Annotated in this window: 11 protein-coding genes; 1 reads left to right on the top strand and 10 read right to left on the bottom strand. The window is 71.4% G+C overall.

The features are described 5' to 3' along the window. Positions 1 to 52: 52 nt before the first annotated feature. The 5 genes from K8640_RS25790 to K8640_RS25770 form a co-directional block, all read right to left on the bottom strand. Complete coding sequence (locus K8640_RS25790; RefSeq protein ID WP_223749492.1) at positions 53 to 1,921, bottom strand: PHB depolymerase family esterase; 1,869 nt, start codon at positions 1,919 to 1,921, stop codon at positions 53 to 55. A gap of 481 nt (positions 1,922 to 2,402) precedes the next feature. Beyond that, positions 2,403 to 3,368 (bottom strand): glutathione synthase, encoded by a 966-nt coding sequence (gene gshB / locus K8640_RS25785; RefSeq protein ID WP_223749491.1) that lies wholly within the window; start codon positions 3,366 to 3,368, stop codon positions 2,403 to 2,405. Positions 3,369 to 3,440: 72 nt separating this feature from the next. Further along, the gene (locus K8640_RS25780; RefSeq protein ID WP_370640390.1) at positions 3,441 to 5,066 is read right to left on the bottom strand and encodes a protein kinase domain-containing protein; all 1,626 of its coding nucleotides are present in this window, start codon (positions 5,064 to 5,066) and stop codon (positions 3,441 to 3,443) included. 663 nt (positions 5,067 to 5,729) lie between these two features. Then, the gene (locus K8640_RS25775; protein WP_223749490.1) at positions 5,730 to 6,026 is read right to left on the bottom strand and encodes a hypothetical protein; all 297 of its coding nucleotides are present in this window, start codon (positions 6,024 to 6,026) and stop codon (positions 5,730 to 5,732) included. Between the two features lie 21 nt (positions 6,027 to 6,047). Continuing rightward, positions 6,048 to 6,338 (bottom strand): hypothetical protein, encoded by a 291-nt coding sequence (locus K8640_RS25770; protein WP_141325272.1) that lies wholly within the window; start codon positions 6,336 to 6,338, stop codon positions 6,048 to 6,050. A gap of 462 nt (positions 6,339 to 6,800) precedes the next feature. Here K8640_RS25770 and K8640_RS25765 point away from each other — a divergent pair, with 462 nt between their 5' ends. Further along, complete coding sequence (locus tag K8640_RS25765) at positions 6,801 to 8,990, top strand: tenascin-X (protein ID WP_223749489.1); 2,190 nt, start codon at positions 6,801 to 6,803, stop codon at positions 8,988 to 8,990. Here the strand turns inward: K8640_RS25765 and K8640_RS25760 are convergent. The 5 genes from K8640_RS25760 to K8640_RS42590 all read right to left on the bottom strand — a co-directional run bounded on the left by K8640_RS25760 (position 8,969) and on the right by K8640_RS42590 (position 17,291). Continuing rightward, positions 8,969 to 10,354 (bottom strand): DUF4166 domain-containing protein, encoded by a 1,386-nt coding sequence (locus K8640_RS25760; protein WP_223749488.1) that lies wholly within the window; start codon positions 10,352 to 10,354, stop codon positions 8,969 to 8,971. The genes K8640_RS25765 and K8640_RS25760 overlap by 22 nt on opposite strands. A 209-nt stretch (positions 10,355 to 10,563) precedes the next feature. Continuing rightward, positions 10,564 to 11,769 (bottom strand): SRPBCC family protein, encoded by a 1,206-nt coding sequence (locus tag K8640_RS42930; RefSeq protein ID WP_305070681.1) that lies wholly within the window; start codon positions 11,767 to 11,769, stop codon positions 10,564 to 10,566. Between the two features lie 583 nt (positions 11,770 to 12,352). Then, positions 12,353 to 13,816 (bottom strand): lipopolysaccharide assembly protein LapB, encoded by a 1,464-nt coding sequence (locus K8640_RS25750; RefSeq protein ID WP_223749487.1) that lies wholly within the window; start codon positions 13,814 to 13,816, stop codon positions 12,353 to 12,355. Positions 13,817 to 13,963: 147 nt separating this feature from the next. Further along, positions 13,964 to 14,665 carry a head GIN domain-containing protein gene (locus K8640_RS25745; RefSeq protein ID WP_223749486.1) on the bottom strand — a complete coding sequence of 234 codons (702 nt, stop codon included), beginning with the start codon at positions 14,663 to 14,665 and terminating at the stop codon, positions 13,964 to 13,966. Positions 14,666 to 14,741: 76 nt separating this feature from the next. Beyond that, a complete protein-coding gene (locus tag K8640_RS42590) occupies positions 14,742 to 17,291 on the bottom strand; it encodes a serine/threonine-protein kinase (protein ID WP_255653446.1) in 2,550 nt (849 codons plus the stop codon). Between the last annotated feature and the right edge of the window lie 26 nt (positions 17,292 to 17,317).

The raw sequence follows: 17,317 nt of genomic DNA, 5'->3' as shown, positions 1-17,317 counted from the left end.
GCCATGCTCGCATCCTCGTCGAACAGGCGTCCACCCCGGGGACCGCCTCACGTCACGGTGTGTACACGACGGTCAGCACCGCGTTCGCCGAGTCCCGCACGAACAGGTACTGCGTCGCCGTCTGCTCCTGGCTGAAGCGCAGCCGCAGCTGCGTCCTGCCCGCCACGTTGATGGCCCCCAGGCCCGCCCCGCTGAAGTCCGCCGAGGCCCGCGCTCCACTGGTGAAACGCTCGATGCTCGCCACCGCGCTCGCGTCCGTCGCCGCCGCCCAGTCCGCGCCTTCCGTGGACGCTGCGTTGAACGTGCCGGACTTCACGTCGATGACCAACGTGTTCCCCGCCGGCGTGGACCAGGGGTCCCCCGAGCCCGACGAGTAGCTCACCGTGAGGAACGCCCGCGTCACCGTGGCCCCGTCCGGCAGCGCCGACGTGTCGAACGAGAGGAAGGAGCGGTTGTACTTCCCATCCGTCCCACGCCCGAGCGCCAGGTTCGTCAGCGTCCCGAGCACCGCGCCGCCGCCATCCGCGTTCGCCTTCAGGTAGCCGTCCTCCGCCGCGATGCTCGTGAAGCTCACGGTGACAGGCGTGGGAGGCACGCCGGCATTGTCCACCGTGACGCTCGTGTCGTTGTCCGTCGCCGCATTCCCCGCGGCGTCATAGGCCCGGGCCCCCAGCGTGTGCGCGCCGTTCGCCACCGTCCGGCTGTCCCACGCAAGCTCGTACGGCGCCACCGTGTCCGTCGCCACCGGAGTCCCATCCACCAGCAGCTCCACGCGGGCCACGCCCACCGCGTCCGTGGCGCTCACCGTCACCGTCACCGTGCCGCTCACCGTGGCCCCGCTCGCCGGAGACGTCACATCCACCGTGGGCGGCGTGGTGTCACCGCCCGGCTCGCCGCCGCCCCCCGTGAGGCCGAAGAACTTCGCCTGGTGGTACACGGAGCACAGGTTCACATCCGTCACGTACGCGCCCACCGAGCCACAGGCCGTGGTGCTCCCCGGGAAGTTGAACTGCGCGTCGAACGCCACCGCGTGTCCCATGCCGGTGAGCTCCCACGTCTCCACCAGGGCCCGACCCGCGCCATCGCGGTAGACCTTGTGCGGAAAGCCGCCCACCGTCTCCGTGGTGTCCGGCGTCTGGTCGATGCCGTGCACGTTCGTCCACTGCTCCATCGCCTCGGTGCCGTTCATCGGCCGCACCGTGAAGTCACTGGTGCCGTACCAGATGGACACCGGAGGACGCGGGCCCGCGTAGCTCGGGTGGCCACCGCGCGCCAGGTCCCCCCAGGCCGCGGGCGTCTTGTCCAGGCCGCTCATGCACGTGAAGGCCGCGTTCACCGACGTGGAGCAGCGGTGGGGTCCGCCCGCGTTGATGGCGCCGGCGCGGAAGACATCCGGGTAGACGGCGAGCAGCGAGGACGCCATGTAGCCGCCCGCGGAGAAGCCCGTCACGTACACCCGCGACGCGTCGATGGAGTAGGTGGCCTTCATCGCATCCACCATCTGCTTGATGGACAGCGCCTCGCCCGCGTCGCGCGTGGTGTCTCCGATTTCGTACCAGTTGAAGCAGCTGGTGCCGCTGTTGCTGCCCTGCTGCTGCGGATACACCGCGTAGAACTTGTAGACGTTGGCCGCCGCCGTCCAGCCGCCCAGCTCCATGCCCGTCGCGTTCTGCGTACAGCCGTGGAGCACCACCACCAGCGGCGCGTTGGCCGGCATGTCCGAGGGCACGTGCCGGAACATCAGCAGGTTGCCCGGGTTGCTACCGAAGCCCGTCACCTGGGTGAGGGCCTGCTCGGAACTTTCGAGCACCGAGTCACCCGAGAGGCCGACCTCGGTTCCGCCACAGCCGAGCGCGCCCAGGCCGAGCGCCACGGTGAAGGTGAAGCACGTCGAGGAGAGTCGAGAACGCCACGACGACATGGTGCCTCCCGGGCCGTCGAGGGGAAGGGGGATGACGGCCGCGAGCGGCAACGTGACTCCCCCGCACAACCCTGATTCAAGGCGCGCCGCGTCGCCCGGTCCCTGAAACCTGAACCAGGGTTCATTTCAGCGCACCGCGTCGGGCGCCCTGGAACCTGAACCGTCCTTCAGCTCACCTTCACTCGGAGAACCGGTCTGGACGGCCCGTCGACGGATTGTTCTCCCGACGTCAGCGGTCACCCGCGAAGAAGACGACCTCGCCGACATCGATTCAGGGCCGGGGCCATCCGCGATGGACAGGGCGGGGTCGCAGGAGCCCGCCCCGGTGGGCTGCTGTCATCCCGTCACACCCGTAACCCGCGCCCGGCATGAGGCTCTCCGCACGTCCCACGGAGGCACGCGCCCCGCCCTCCCGAACGATGGCGCGGACAGGGCCGGGGCATCCACCACGAGCCCCGGCCCAGCACACCGCGCCCGGACCTCAGGCCTTCGGACGCCGTGCCGCCAGTCGCTCGGCCACGTCGAGGACGCGGGCCTCGATGCACACGTCATCCAGGTGGTTCGCCTCCACCAGGCCCGTGGGGCTCGTCACGTTCACCTCGGTGAGGTAGTCGCCGAGCACGTCGATGCCCACGAGCAGGAGCCCGCGCTTGCGCAGCTCCGGCTTGAGCCGCTCGCAGATCTCCAAATCGCGCGCCGACAGCACCGCCTTGTGGGGCGTCCCCCCGGCGGCCATGTTCCCGCGGTGGTCGTCCCCGGACGGCACGCGCAGCACGCCGCCCACGGGCTCACCGTCCACCAGGATGATGCGCTTGTCGCCCTGTCGGCTCTCCGGGATGTACGCCTGCGCGACGACGGCCTCGCGGCCTCCGCTGGTGAGCAGCTCCACGGCGGAGCGCGCGTTGCGGTCCCCCGGCGCGAGGAAGAGGATGCCCTTGCCGCCGAAGCCATCCACCGGCTTGAGGATGGTGCCCTGCGCGTTCCTCGCGATGAAGTCCAGGAGCACCGGCAGCTCCCTCGTGATTCGCGTGTCCGGCATCAGGTCCGGGTAGCGCAGACTGAAGAGCTTCTCGTTCGCGTCGCGGATGCCCGCCGGGTCGTTGATGTAGACGGGCGGGCGGTCCCCACACAGCTCCACCAGCTGCGTGGCGTGCAGGAACTCCGCGTCCACCGGCGGGTCCTTGCGCAGGAACAACACGTCCACCGTCGACAGCTCGCGCGGCGCCTCGTCCAGCACGTCGAAGTGCCGTCCCAGCTCCCGGCGCACCGTGACGTGGCGCATGCGCGCCTCCGCCACCCGACCGTTGAAGCGCAGCCACCCTTGCTCGAAGTAGACCACCCGGTGGCCCCGCTTCTGCGCCTCCAGCATCAGCGCGAAGGTGGAGTCGTGGTCCACCCTCACCGTCTCGAGGGGGTCCATCAGGAAGCCAAGGGTGAGCGGGGCCATGGGTCTCGAAAGGAAGGATGAGGGGGCGCGAAGATAACAGGCCCCCTCGTCATCGCAGCGGATTCACACCCCTCAGGGCAGGTCCTGCCAGCTCTCGAATTTGCTCACCGTCGTCTCCCCGGCGCTGATGACCACGGGCAGGGAGCGCGACTTGCCCTGGGGGTCGACGATTCTCAGCGTGTGCTTGCCCACCGGCACGGAGACCCCCAAGAGCGGCGTCACGCCGAGCTTCTTGCCTCCCAGATAGACGGGCGCCGACTGCCCCGTGATGTTGAAGGTCAGCTTGCCCGTGGCTCGCGAGGGCCTGGTGCGCTCCGGCTTCGAGCCCTCGTCCGGCGACTCCCCCGGCGCGGCGACGTTCTTCGGCGCGGGCTCCGGCTTCGCGCCCGGAACAGGTTCATCGGGCCCCGGTCCCAGGTTCCCCGCCATGCCCCCCGGCTGGATGGGACGCAGCCTGGCGTCCTGCGGCTCCTCCTCCCGCACGGGCACCATCGTCGCCGAGTCATCCAGCGCGCGGCTCAGCTTCACCGCGCCATAGATGCCTCCGCCGAGGATGCTCAGCAGCACCAGCCCCCAGAGCACATTGGACCGGAGCTTCTGCGCGGGCGTGAGCTCGTCACCGTCCAGCGGCGGCGGCGCCTCGGTCTTCACCGTCGACACCTTGCGCGAGGGCTTCTTGCCGCCCTTCATCGGCGTGTTGCCCGACCGGGGCGTGGCCATCTCCTCGCGCACCGGCAGGTACGGCCCGTCATCCCCGCGCAGGGCGCGCTTCGCGGAGTCCACCATGAGCGAGCTGGCCGTGCCGTCCACGCTCTCCAGCAGCGCGCGCGTGGCCGCCATCCGCTCCGCGAACATCTCCTTCATCAGGGTGGCGCGGTGCTCCGCGTCCTGCATCAGCGTCCCCGCCGCCGCCTCCAGCGCCCGCGCCATGTCCCGCCCGTTGGCGAAGCGCTTCTCACGGCTGCGCTCCAGCGCCTGCATCACCACCTTGGAGATCTGCTCCGACACGTGCGGCGTGACGTGCGAGGGCCAGGGGATGGGCGCCTCGAGGATCTTCATCATCTCGTCGCGCTCCGTCCTGCCCGCGAACAGGCGCGCGCCGGTGAGCATCTCGTGCAGCATCACCCCCACGGAGAACAGGTCGCTGCGCCCATCCAGCTTCTCGCCGCGCACCTGCTCCGGGGACATGTAGCCGGTGGTGCCCTTCACCGTGCCCGCGTGCGTGCGCTCCAGGCTGTTCTTCGCCTTGGCGATGCCGAAGTCGAGCAGCTTCACCATGCCGTCGTACGTCACCATGATGTTCTTCTGGGCGACGTCGCGGTGGATGACGGGGCTGGGCTCGCCCGAGGGCGCGGTGAAGGTGTGCGCGTAGTGCAGCGCCATGCAGACGTCGCGCGCCACCGACAGCGTGAAGCCCAGCGGCACCGGGCGATGGTGGCGCAGGCACGCGCTCGTTATCTGGTTCAGGTTCTGCCCGGCGATGAACTCCATCGCCAGGAAGAGGCCGTCCTCCTCCTGCCCCAGGTCGAACACCTGCGCGATGTTCGGGTGGTTGAAGGCCGCGGTGATGCGCGCCTCGTCCAGGAACATCCGCTCGAACTGCTCGTTGTCCCGAGCGTCCGGCAGGATGCGCTTCACCACCACGTACTTGCGGAAGCCACCCGGACCCGAGGTGAAGCCGAGGAACAGCTCGGCCATGCCACCCACGGACAGCTGCGTGACGACCTCGTACTTCCCGATGCGCTCGCCCCGATAGAAATCGATGGGTCAACCCTCCTCGCCAGCGCCCCGCCACCGGAGCCGCAACGCCGCCGAGGATAACAGGCTTGTATGGCGCGGACGTGCGGTGAGAACACGCCGTCACCCACCGTCTTCCCGTCATCCACCACGAGCCTGTGGATGGCCTGTGGACAGCGGGGGGATGGCTGTGGAGAAACCCCGGCGTGGATCAACCCCTGTGGGTGGCCGGGGGAAACCGCCAATTTACCCACATGTAGCATCGCGCGAATTCGTCAGTCATCCCGCGAGCTTGCTGACTTGTCCCCAACTCCGTGCCCTCTACTTCTTCCACCACTTGATCAATACCCCATCTCCCTTTTGAAGAAGCAGACGGTGCCTGTGACTTGCGCCTGTGGATGAGCGCCACACGGCTGTAACACCCTGGCATCCGGGCACGCGGGCGGCGCCCACGGCGGCACGCGGGCCTCCAGGCGCGAAGCCATCAGGAGCCCACGCCGGCAGGCCTCGCCAGGCGGCCGTGGAGGGCCCTGGGGCGCGCGCCGGGCCTTCGCGGGCACACCGGGAGCTTCCCAGGTCGGAACAGGGCGCCAGCAGGCGCTGGGGGCCTTGGGCCTTGGACGCTCAGGTCAGCGCGGCGCGCAGACGCTCGAGGAGGCCGGGCAGGGCCATGAGCAGTTCACGGTCCGTGTGCTCCAGGGCATTGCGGAGGATTTCGAGGTCCTCGGCCGAGCGCTCCGCGTTCACCATCCGCTGGAGCATGCGCAGCCGCTGGTTGCGCAGCACGAGGCGCGCGAGGGTGTCCTCCAGCTCCTCGCCGAGCGCGTCATCCAGCTGCAGGTCGCGGCTGATGAGCTCGCGCAGCTGCTCGACCAGATAGGTCAGGTCCCAGGATTCTTCGTAGCCGGCCCGTCGAGACATTGCTTCCACGCATCGCCGGGCTCAGCCCAGCGCTCGAGCCCGGGAGAGCCCGGCCAGGGTCAGCCGGGCACGGGACGGGTCCATCTCCACGGTGACGTGGCACTCGTCGAAGTCCAGGTTCAGCGCATACGGCTCCGACGCGGGCAAAAGGCCGCGCTCCTGGTGCGCCAGCGCGGCCATGCGGAAGAGCTCCGACAGCAGCGCCTGCCGCGTCTTGGGCGTCAGCCCGTCCACGGTGCCTTGCAGGCTGCGTGGGATGAGCACGGTGAAGGCCTGGGAGGACGTAGAGCCCGTGTCGGCGACGGAGGTCATGCCGGCGCCGATTGCGAGAACCGTACCTTTCCTGGATCCAACCATTCCGCGCGGTTGGAGTGGGTCGGCCGCGACCGTCTGAAAAAATCACAGGGTGTTCGTGGCCGCGGTCTGAAGTGTCTTCGGGAAGGCGCGCCTTCCGGGCCTCCACCGGCTTCCATTACCCGAGTGGATGAGGATTCCGTCCGACGTTCATCTCTGCGGCGAGCTTGCGACTTCAGGGTGCTGGTGGCGCGGCGTCCGCCGCGGTGTCCGGTGAGGGCCCTGGGGAGGTCTTGGAAGTCGTCACGCAGGGAACGTGTGTCGCCACGTGCTGGCGTGAGCGCGCCGTGACGCGAGCGTTCAGCAGCCGAAACGCGCGGGCCGCGTGGGAGGCGATGGCGGACAGGCCCGAGGTGCTCACCCCTCGCATCACGGGGAGCCCGGGGCTATACGCGGAGGGCTGGAGTCCGGGAGGCACCCATGGCGCGCGCGACGAGCACAGGCGGGGCGGGGTGGGCCGTCATCGTGATGGCGGTGGTGTTGGGCACGGGGCTTGTCGCGTGCCGCGAGGACCCGTCGCTGGTGGGCGCGCAGGGTCGGCTGCGGTTGTCCGTCGACCGGCTCGACTTTCCCTTCGCGTATCCGGGTGGCACGCGTGAGGCGGAGGTGCGCGTGCTCAACGCGGGGCGCGCGCCGCTGGACGTGACATGGACCGCGGTGGAGGCCCCGTTCTCGCTGGTGGAGGGGCTGCCCTCGCGCGTGGGGATGGAGGAGGTGCCCGTGCGGGTGCGCTTCGGTCCCCGGGCCATCGGCACTTTCGAGTCGCGGCTGGTGGGCACCGCGTCGGATGGAGGACGCGTGGAGCTGGTGCTCGCGGGCGAGGCGCGGCCGACGCCCGACTGTGTCCCGGTGGTCTGCGCGACCTCGACGTTCGACCCCGTCACCGAGCGCTGCGTGGAGACGGTGTCGCCGGACGGCACCGCGTGCAACCCGGGCAGCGCGTGTCTCACCATGGCCACCTGTCAGCAGGGGCGGTGTCGGGGGCAGGAGCGGCCGTGTGACGACGGCAACGCGTGCACCACGGATGCGTGCCATGCGCTGGATGGGTGCCGCTCGGTGCCGGCGCCGCCGTGTCCCGGGGGGGGGCCGTGCCAGGTGGGCACGTGCGACCCGAAGCTCGGGTGCGGCCTGGCGGACGCGCCCGATGGCACCTTCTGCGGGACGGAGCGCGGCTGCGACGCGGCGGACGTGTGCATCGAGGGCGCGTGCGCGCGGAGGGACTTGCCGGACGGCTTCGTCTGCGCGTCGGCCAGTCCGTGTCAGGCGGAGGGCCGGTGTCGCGGGCCCGTGTGCGAGCGCCCCGCCGCGGTGACGCTGGCGCCGGACTGGAGCCTCGACGCGGCGGCGTACCCGCGCAACCTGCATGATTTGCTGGTGGGGCCCGAGGGGGACGTGACGCTGTCGGGCTTCTACGAGTCGGCGCTGCTCGACGCGGCGGCGCCGACGCCCATGCTGAGCCGGGACGCGGCCCGGCGGTGCATGCTGTGGAATGACCGGCTGTTGTGCATGGATTTGCCCGAGGACGGCACGGTGTCGCTGATGGAGCGGTACACGGGGGTGCCCCGGTGGACCTTCACGCTGGGGGACGCGCGGCCGGACATCCGGCAGCGCACGGAGACGCTCTTCCTGGCGCGGCTGGCGGTGATGGCGCCGGACCGGCTGGCGGCGCTCTTCGAGGCGTATCCCGCGGGGGAGCGGCGCGAGACGTTGTGCCGCATGTACTTCCTGGTGGTGTTGGACGCGTTCGGACAGATGGTGTCCGCGCAGGAGCTGACGGACCCGCTGTTGTCCGAGTGCAACCACCCGCACCCTTTCGGCGTCGTGTCCGACGCGGCGGGGGATTTGTATGTGTCCTTCTCGCAGACGCTGAACGTGGGGGCGCCGCTGCATGCGGGCGCGCCTTCGTTGTTGATGGCGTTCTCGTCGGACGGGGTGCCGCGCTGGCGCAAGTCCCAGGGGCAGCGCGCCGGAGAGCTGGCGGTGGTCGACGGGCTGCTCTTCGCGGAGCGGGGCGGGCAGGCGCTGCGCACGGCGGATGGCTCGGTGGCGGGGACGATTCCGCAGGTCTTCGGCCGCGTGGTGGCCACGCGCGAGCGACTGGTGCCGAGCGCGCCGGGCACGACGGTGAATGTCGGCGACGAGGGCAACGCGCCCGCGCCCACGCAGCTGCGGGGCTTCGCGCTGCCGTCACTGAGCCCCGTGTGGACGTACTCGCTTCGCTCGGGACAGTCGCTCACCACGAAGGAGCTGCGGCTGGCGACGTGGCCGGAGACGCCGGGGCTGCCACCGAGGACGCTGGTGCTCACCACGGCGACGGATGCGGACGACGCGCAGCTGCTCGTGGGCGTGCGGGTCTCCGACGGCAGCGAGGCGTTCCAGTGCCGGTTGGACTACCAGGCGCGCACCATGCCCCAGTTGCTGGAGCTGGCGCCGGGCGCGCTGCTGATGATGGATGGGGCCGAGACGTGCGGCGAGTGCGACCCGCCGTTCGCCTCCAGCCAGGCGCGCTTCCAGCGCTTCCCGATGCCGGGATTGCTGCCCGCGAACGAGCCCTGGCCCGGGACCTTTGGTGGGCCGGGACACGACCATCACGAGGGCGCGGCCCACTGAGCCTCGTAGTGGATGCAGCCCAGGGGCGCGCGGGACGACGAGCTCCAGCGGAAGGTGCCGATGATGTCCACGCGGGTGGGGTCCACGCGTGAGGGGAGGATGCGGAACTCCACGCCGCGTCCCACGGGGGGCAGCACCAGCCCGTGCCACCTCAGCGTGCCGCCTCGCAGCCGGATGCCGCCGTCGTCGAGCACCGACACGTCCAGCGCCAGGTCGAGGCCGTGCTCGACGAAGACCTCGTGGAGCTGGTTGCCTCGCAGGACGAAGTCCGAGTCGAAGCTGCGCAGGGCTCCGTCGCAGTACAGCTCGCGGACGAAGTGCATCGAGCCATCGGCGCGGCGGAAGGTCCGGAAGCGTCCGGGGAACGTGCGTGCCCCGTGCTCGAAGAGGCCCTGGCCCGACAGTCGCGTCGCGACCCAGGCCAACACCCGCGCGGTGCGCGAGGAGAACGTCACCGAGGCGCGCACGTTCCAGGCGCCGGGGTTGGCGTAGAAGCGGATGACCCGCTCGTCCACGCGGGACACCTCCGGGCCCATCGCGCTCGCGAGCAGGGACCAGGCATCCGAGGGTCTCGTGCGCTGTCCCCGATGCAGCGCCTTCACGCCCCGCCGGTACACTCCCGCCGCCGTCCACGCGGTGAGGAAGCTCGAGAGCAGCAGCCACGCCGCGCGGCGCTCGCCGACGAGGCCCGGGGCCCGATGCCAGCGCGGCAGGCACAGCGCGCGCAGCGTGGCCCAGGCGTAGTGACGCAGGAGCACCCAGCCCGCGCTCGTCAGCCGCACCACCGAGAGCGCGAGCCCGTGCGCGATGGCGCTCTCCCCGGGCACCGCGCCCGCCAGCGCGTGCTGGTCGAAGAAGCGCGCGCCCAGCGTCATCTCCACGTGCTGGACGAGCAGACGCCACAGCGGCTCGCGCTCATGGGCTCGAGCCTCCTCGAGGAACGCCGCCTCATGACCGAGCTCGCGTCCGCGCGCGACATCGACCATGTGGGCTTCAATCCATCGCTCGTCGCGCACCTCCATCGGCAGGCCCTCGGCGCATGCGCTCGCATAGGCGCTCCACTCCGGCGTGCGAGGCAGCCCGGTCTCATCCACCGGCATGACCGCGGCGCCCAGACGGGCGAAGGGCTCGGACACGCCCCAGAAGCGGCCCAGCGTCACGGCGCTGGCCGCGAGCAGGTGCACCTGGGCCATGCGGCATGGATTCACCCGGTAGAAGTCCGCGAGCAGCCCGAGCGACAGTCGACAGGCGCGCTGACGCAGGACGAAGCCGTGCAGTGCCTCAAGCGACGAGTGGGGGAGAGCGTCACGCGCCTCGTCGAGCTCCTCCTCGTGGAACGTGTCCTTCCACGAGGCTGCTCCCATGGCATGAGACAGCACTTCGCGTGCCTCGGCAATCGCCGCCGCTTGGAGCGCGCCTTCTCGCGACGTGGCCTCCGTGGCATGAGGCATGGCTTCGCGTGCCTCCGCGAGAGCCGCCGCTGCCCGGAGCGCCCCCTCTCTCATCGGCTCACGGGCGTCGGCGTGACGCGCCAGACTCGCCACCCGCGCCTCGAACGTCCTGGCTCCCACGCTCACGGCGACACCTCCACCAGGCGCGCCCCCGGAGCCGGCGCCGTGCCACGCGCCCCCCCACCCAGCCAGCTCCGCGCCGCGTCCGGCGCAGGCTGCCTGCCCAGCGTCCGCGCGAGCACGAACAGCGCGAACCGCCACCGCGAACGCCCTCGCTTCGTGGCCTGTTCATCTCCCGCGCACCACCGCCGCAGCGTCTCGAATCCCCACTCCGTCCCCAGCCGCATGATGGGACGGAAGAGCACCGCATCGAGCACCTCGCCCAGCACCCCATGCCGCGTCTGGTAGTCGAACACCGTCTTGAAGAACGTCCCCTCGGGACGGCGCTCGTACAGCCACACCCCGCGCCCCCGCAGGATGGGGCTGCGCCAGTCCTCCGAGCCGAACTCGAACGTCGAGCGCACGTTCGGCGTGTTCGCCAGGTAGCGCCCCCACCCCACGATTTCGAGCCCGAAGCCCAGGTGCGTCCGGTAGTCCATCCAGTGGAACCCCCGCGCGTCCTGCTCCGGCAGATACCGGATGGAGGTGAAGCGCACGTCCCAGGCCACATGCAGCGCCGGCTCCTGCGTCCGCTCCCACACCACCTCCACCGGCGCGGGGATGAGCACCTCCGCGACAATCCTTTGGAGCGCAGGTCGACGCGTTGGCACCCCCGTGGCTCGACGCATCGCCCACCACCGGCCCGCGTCCCGGGTGAAGGTGATGAGCGCCGTCACCCCCATCACCGTCATCAGCGCGCGCAGCGCCACCGGCACGTCGGCAGGCTCCCACCGCACCCCCGTGGGCAGCAGCCGGTCCCCCCACACCGCCTGGAACGTGGCCATGAGGTACAGCCCCACCAGCACGCTCAACACCACGTGCGCGAAGTACTCCCCCCGGGGCAGGCCCCCCTGCGGCGCGCGGCTGTCGTTCTCCTCCCAGACGTCCGCGAAGGCGACCCCGACGTCCGCCGCATACAGCACGACCAGCGCCCCCAGCGCCCACCCCTGGAAGCGCACGTGCGGCACCCAGAGGAACTGCAGCGCGTAGATGAGGTGCCGCGCCGTGTGCCAGAAGACCTCCCGCTGGCACTCGGCGCGCTCGTGCAGCCGGCCGCGCCAGTGGTGGAAGTAGACGACGTCGAAGGCTCCCAACCATCCGATGACGAGCAGCAGGTAGAAGGCGACGTGCATGCCCACGCCCCGGTGCAACGCCGTGGCCAGGGCCACCCGCCCTCGCAAACCTCGGAAACGTCAGGGATTCAGAGGATTCAAAGCGAAGGTCCGTCAACAGCGTGGACAGCGCCGACAACGGGCGTTGTCATCCCCAACTTCTCCACAACGCTTCCGGGTGTGGGCGGCCTTCACCCGGGCTCCGTGCCGGCGCGTCATGAACGGTGCTTCAGGTGTCGGCGGTCCGCGACCCGCGTCGCCAGAGAGGGTCCGGGCCCGCTGTCAATCGCCGACCTGGGGTCTCCGCGCGATTTTCCCGGACGGATGGTGAACGAGGGCCCGTTCAGCGCCCGTCCTGACACGACACCCCCCGCGTCACCGACCCTGCGGGTGGACATGCCGCGCGTACCCGATATTCTTCGCCCCATCGTTGCGTTGAAAGACGTGGACGTGTTCCACCTTGCCCACGCGAGGCCTGACCGGAAATGCCCCCCTGGGTTCCGGCGCTGGTGTGGAAGGAGTGCGGTTGCCCGGACGACCTTGGAGGTCCGGCGTGCGGCGGCTCCGTTGCAGTGTGGGGGGTCTGCTCGGGCCCCGGGGGGAAGAGATTTCCCTGGGGCCCGAGTCACCTCGTCCCTGCCTACGGCCGCGCCTTCGCCGTGCCCGCGGGCGCCTTCGCCACGAAGGCCTCCAGCCAGGTCACCTCGTCGCGGGTGATTTCCATCAGCAGCTCCTCCGTCAACGCCGCCACCGGCCAGCGCTCCAGCGCCGTCTGGTTGAACGTCTTCAGGGTCTGCTCCAGCGCCTCGATTTGCTTCAGCGTCAGCGCCCGGCCCGCCTCGTCCCCCATGTCCTGCGCCCCGCCGCGCACCAGCTGGAAGCCCGCCATCCGCTCCACCAACGTGGGCTGCCGCACCAGGCTGGCGCCGATGTCCCGGGTGATGCGACCCAGGCGCTTGAGCCCCTCGGCTGACAGCGAGCCCCGCGTGCCCACGTTGCGCGTGCGCAGGATCCACGTGCCCCGCTCGCCCAGCACGCGCTTGGACACCGCCATCGCCGCCGCGCTGGCGTCCGGCACCCCCACCTCGCGCAGCAGCTCGCGCGAGCGCACGTAGCCGTCGTGGAAGGACGTCTCCCGCCAGGCCGGCAGCGTGGACAGCTTCTCCAGCGCGTCGATCTCCGCCGCCGTCAGCTCGCTGCCGGACTCCGTGTCACCCAGCAGCAGCAGCAGCTGGAGCTGCATCGAGCGCGGGTGCGCCCGGACCAGCGCCTCCAGCTTCTCGCGGAAGACGGTCCGCGCCCGCTCGTACTCGGACTCCGGCAGCGCCTCGCCGCGCAGCGCGTCCCGCACCGCCACGTAGAGGTCCGGGTCCTCCAGCCGGGGCACCTGGTTCAAGAGGAACAGGGCCTGCTCCGGCTCCAGCTTGCGCATGGCCAGCGCCAGCCTCAGCCGGGTGTCGTCGGACGTGGCGCGCGCCCACGCGGCCTTCTCCCAGTCCGCCAGGGCCGGGTCCGGCGGCAGGGGCGTGGCTCCCGGCAACAGCTCGCTCTGCCGGAAGTCGGGACGGCCCAGCTTGTCCCACGCGTCGCGGAAGGCCTGCTGCCAGGTGCCGGCGTCGGGCGCGCGCCGTCGCTCACGCAGCGCCTCCAGCAGCGCCACCTCGGGGCTCCCAGGGGCCTCGGCCTTCAGGCGCTCCAGGACCTCGGCGGCTTCCGGGTCATTGCCCTCCTGCAGCGCCAGACACACGTGCACCAGCAGCGCGGGCGCGAAGCTCGGGGCGAGCATCGTCGCCTCGCCGAGCGACTCGCGGGCCTTCTTCGAGTCACCACTGGCGGCGAAGCGCGCGGCCCGGTCCGTGTGGCGGAGGACCTCCGGCGACGCGGTGTACTTCACGGCGCGCGGGCCCTTGGGCGCGGGGAGCTCCGGGTGCGCATGCCCGTCATGCGGCCCGTGCTCGTCATGCGCGGGGCTCGGCGCGCGGGCGCTCCGGACATAGAGCGCGCCTCCCGCGGCCAGCGCCACCGCCAGCCCCACGCCACTCCACACCGCGGCTCTGCGTCCCGAGGTGCCCTGCGAGGAAGGTGGAGGAATCGGGTCCGTCATGGCGCGGCTTCTCCGGGGGTGGGGGAGGCCGCATTCCAATCGGCCCCGCCCCGTCGGAGCAAGGTGGCCCTCTTCCCAGGTGGGAGTGTCCTTCCCTACCCAGGTGGAAGACGCCGCGCTTCGTGCGGGCGCAAGGCCCGCCGTGCCTCAGTCCTTCGCGTAGAGGACGCGGCTGCCGCCGCTGGCCTGGACCTGGGTGCGGTCGGGACGGGAGACGCACTTCACGGTGGTGCCGCCGCTGGCCTGGACCTCAAGGCTCTCTGACGGGTCCGCCTCCACCTGCGCGCCGCCGCTGGCCTCCACCTCCAAATCCTTCAGGCCCGCGAGCTTCATCGCCTTGACCACCGCCCCGCCGCTGGCCTCGATGTCCAGCTGCTTCGCGCGCCCCTCCAGCTGGACGGTGCCCCCGCCGCTGGCCTCCAGGTCCAGCTTGCGCGTGTCGATGCCCCGCAGGTCGATGGTGGCGCCGCCGCTGGCCTCGATGGAGAAGTCCTCCGAGGTGGCCACCTCACCCTGCGCCGAGCCGCCGCCGCTGACGGAGACCTCCTCCAGCCGCGGCACGGTGATGAAGAGGCGAACCTTGCCGCCGTTGAACGCGTCGCGGAGGCCCTTGCGCTCCACCTTCGTGGCGAGCTCGCCGTCCTCCACCTCGAGCTCCAGGCGGGACAGCAGGTCCGCGGGGCCCTCGACGCGCACGGACTTGGGGCCCACCTTGAGCTCGGCCTTGATGCCGTGGCCCACCTCGATGCTGTGGAAGTCGGGGACGTCCCGCGTCTGCGCGTCCCCGGCCCAGGCGGCTCCGGCGAACATCATCAGGGGGACGAGCAGGGACATCCGGGCGGTCTTCATGGCGTGCTCCCAAAGGGCCGTGGAGCCCGGCAGGGGCCCCGTCATGCCGGGCTACGCACCATGCCGGGAACGATTGCTACTGACGGGACAACATCTCGAGCGGCACCCTCATGGAGGTGGTGTCGCCGGGCTTGATTTCGACCGTCAGCTTGAGTGCCCTGCCTTCCTCGTCCACCAGCTTCAGGGTGTGCTTGCCCGAGGGCACGTTCACCTTGAACAGCGGCGTCTCCCCCAGCAACTGCCCGCCCAGGAACACCTGGGCCTGGGGCTCGGTGCTCAGCGTGAGGAAGCCCGGCTCGCCGGTGGCCAGGGGAGCGGAGTCCCGGGGCTGGGCGCGCTTGTTGGGGGTGCGCGGCGCCTTGGCGCGCGGCGAGGACTTCTCCTCACTCACAGGGGTGTTGGTGTCCGCGACCTCCGTCTCGGCGGGAGCCTCCGGCGCGGCCTCTTCCGGCGCGGAAGCGGGGGGCCCCACCGGTTCGGGCGGTGGCTCCACGGGCCTGCCGGCGAGGGCACCCTGGGTGGGAGCGCTCTCCACCTTGGGAGCGGGCGCGGGCTTCTTCACCTGCTCCGGAGGCAGCGGCGTCACGCGGGGCGCGAGCCCCAGGAGGGGCCGTACCCGGTTGGAGACGACTCCACCGTCGAGCCCCAGTCCCACCACGGCGGTCCCCACCGCGAGCAGCACCAGCACGGTGGCCAGGACCTTGAGGCCGACCCGGGAGCGCGCCGCGGAGACGCCGTTCAGCGTGTGGACATGGGAGTCGTTGTCCTCGGCCTCCGCGAGTGGGGGGGTCCGCCGGTTCTCCTGGAAGGAGCGCGCGGGCTTGGTGGTGGCCTCCAGGTTCGGGTCCGGCGTCTGTAAGGACGCGGGCAGCTGGGCCTGGGTCCTGCGACGAGGAGCCGGGGCGCGGCGGGACGGGCCCGAGTCGGAGGAGGAGAGCGAGGCCACGCGGACCATGGCGGTCTCCTCGTTCCGGGCGGGCGGCATCGGAGCGGGCACCTGGGCGCGCGGGGCCTCCATCGTCCGGCCGGAGCGGGGACGTGAGTCGTTGCGCAGCGTGGTGTCGTCCCCTGCCGAGGGGCGCGAGGGCGGAGGAGGCGGCGTGCGCGCGGGCCCGGGGGACGGCGCGGCGGAGCGCGTGGGGCCCGAGGTCGTCAGCGCGGCCGGCGGAGGAGGAGGCGGCGTGCGCGCGGGCCCGGGAGACGTCAGCGCGGGGCGCCCCGGCTGGGTGCGGGCCGTGTGCGTCTCATCGTCGGGAGGCCGCGAGGGCAGCGTCTCCGAGGGCGGCGGCGGACGCGAGGGCTCCTGACCGGCGCCCCGGCTGCCCAGCTTCTTCTGGGGCGGCGCCCGGAGCACGGCCTTGCGAGGAGGCTCCGGGTCCGGGGGCGGCGGCGGTGGAGGCGTCGTGGGGAGCGCCGTCGTGGTGGCCCGGCGCGGCGTGGGCTGGGCGCTGGACTGCGGGCCGGACGACTTCACCGTGGGAATCGTCCCCGAGGCCCGACGCGGCATCGGCGCCGAGTCCGGGGGGCCGGAGGTGGTGTTGACGGTGGGAGGCTCGGGGACGTCGGGCGCGGTGGGGGGACTGCCGCCCATGGCCAGCATCTGCGCGACGTTCGTCTCGCCGGTGACGTCGCCCGAGGCGGGGCCGGCGATGAGGAGCTGACGGGTCTGCTCGCGCCGGTCGGCGAAGAGGCGGCGCATCACCTCGCTGCTCTGCTCGGGGTGCCAGATGAGCGGGCCCACCGCGCGCTCCAGGGCGCGGGCGAACTCCAGCGTGGAGGCGTAGCGGTCCTCGCGCCGCCTCGACAGCGCGCGCAGGACGATGGCGTCCAGCTCCGGCGGTATCTGCTTGTTGGCGCGAGAGGGCGGCGTCACCTCGCACTTCAACACCGCGTTCATCATCGCCTCGGCCTGCTTGGCGTAGAACAGCCGCATGCCGGTGAGCAGCTCGTGCAGCACCACGCCCAGGCTGAACAGGTCGCTGCGCGCGTCCAGCGGGTCGCCCATGATCTGCTCGGGCGACATGTAGCCGCTGGTGCCCTTCACCATGCCCACCGCGGTGCGGCTGGCGCGCGCCAGGCTCTTGGCGATGCCGAAGTCCAACAGCTTGGTGACGCCCTCGTACGTCACCATGATGTTCTTCTCGGCCACGTCCCGGTGGATGACGGGCGAGGGGTGGCCGAGCGGGTCCGTGAAGGTGTGCGCGTAGTGCAGCGCGACGGCCGTGTCGCGCACCGCCATCAGGCTGAAGCCCATGGGGATGGGGTGGTTGGCCTGCCGGCACGCGCGCGCCACCTCCACCAGCGTGGCCCCGGGCACGAACTCCATCGCCAGGAACAGCTCGCCCTCGGCGATGTCCAGGTCGAAGACCTGGGCGATGTGCGGATGGTTGAACGCGGCCGTGACCTTGGCCTCGTCCAGGAACATCCGGATGAACTCTTCCTCGCCCCGGATGTCCGGCAGGATCTGCTTGAGCACCACCAGCTTGCGGAAGCCCGCGAGCCCACGCTGCGACGCGAGGAAGATCTCCGCCATCCCGCCCGTGGACAGGCGGCTGAGCACCTCGTACTTGCCCAGCGACCGGCCCCTGGAGGCATCCGGCGCGAGCGGCAGCGTCGTCCCACTCATCGGAAGGCGCCGAATCTACACCGGCA

This window comes from Myxococcus sp. XM-1-1-1 (genome assembly GCF_020037095.1).
Lineage (GTDB): Bacteria > Myxococcota > Myxococcia > Myxococcales > Myxococcaceae > Myxococcus > Myxococcus fulvus.
The sequence above is the reverse complement of the archived record's forward strand: the minus strand, read 5'-3'. Positions and strand labels throughout refer to the sequence as shown.

Excerpts from the sequence above, each read along its gene's own strand:
- K8640_RS25780 (WP_370640390.1), bottom strand. The coding sequence starts at position 5,066 with ATGGCCGAGCTGTTCCTCGGCTTCACCTCGGGTCCGGGTGGCTTCCGC.
- gshB (WP_223749491.1), bottom strand. The coding sequence starts at position 3,368 with ATGGCCCCGCTCACCCTTGGCTTCCTGATGGACCCCCTCGAGACGGTG.
- K8640_RS25745 (WP_223749486.1), bottom strand. The coding sequence starts at position 14,665 with ATGAAGACCGCCCGGATGTCCCTGCTCGTCCCCCTGATGATGTTCGCC.
- K8640_RS25770 (WP_141325272.1), bottom strand. The coding sequence starts at position 6,338 with ATGACCTCCGTCGCCGACACGGGCTCTACGTCCTCCCAGGCCTTCACC.
- K8640_RS25760 (WP_223749488.1), bottom strand. The coding sequence starts at position 10,354 with ATGGGAGCAGCCTCGTGGAAGGACACGTTCCACGAGGAGGAGCTCGAC.
- K8640_RS25750 (WP_223749487.1), bottom strand. The coding sequence starts at position 13,816 with ATGACGGACCCGATTCCTCCACCTTCCTCGCAGGGCACCTCGGGACGC.
- K8640_RS42590 (WP_255653446.1), bottom strand. The coding sequence starts at position 17,291 with ATGAGTGGGACGACGCTGCCGCTCGCGCCGGATGCCTCCAGGGGCCGG.
- K8640_RS25790 (WP_223749492.1), bottom strand. The coding sequence starts at position 1,921 with ATGTCGTCGTGGCGTTCTCGACTCTCCTCGACGTGCTTCACCTTCACC.
- K8640_RS25765 (WP_223749489.1), top strand. The coding sequence starts at position 6,801 with ATGGCGCGCGCGACGAGCACAGGCGGGGCGGGGTGGGCCGTCATCGTG.
- K8640_RS25775 (WP_223749490.1), bottom strand. The coding sequence starts at position 6,026 with ATGTCTCGACGGGCCGGCTACGAAGAATCCTGGGACCTGACCTATCTG.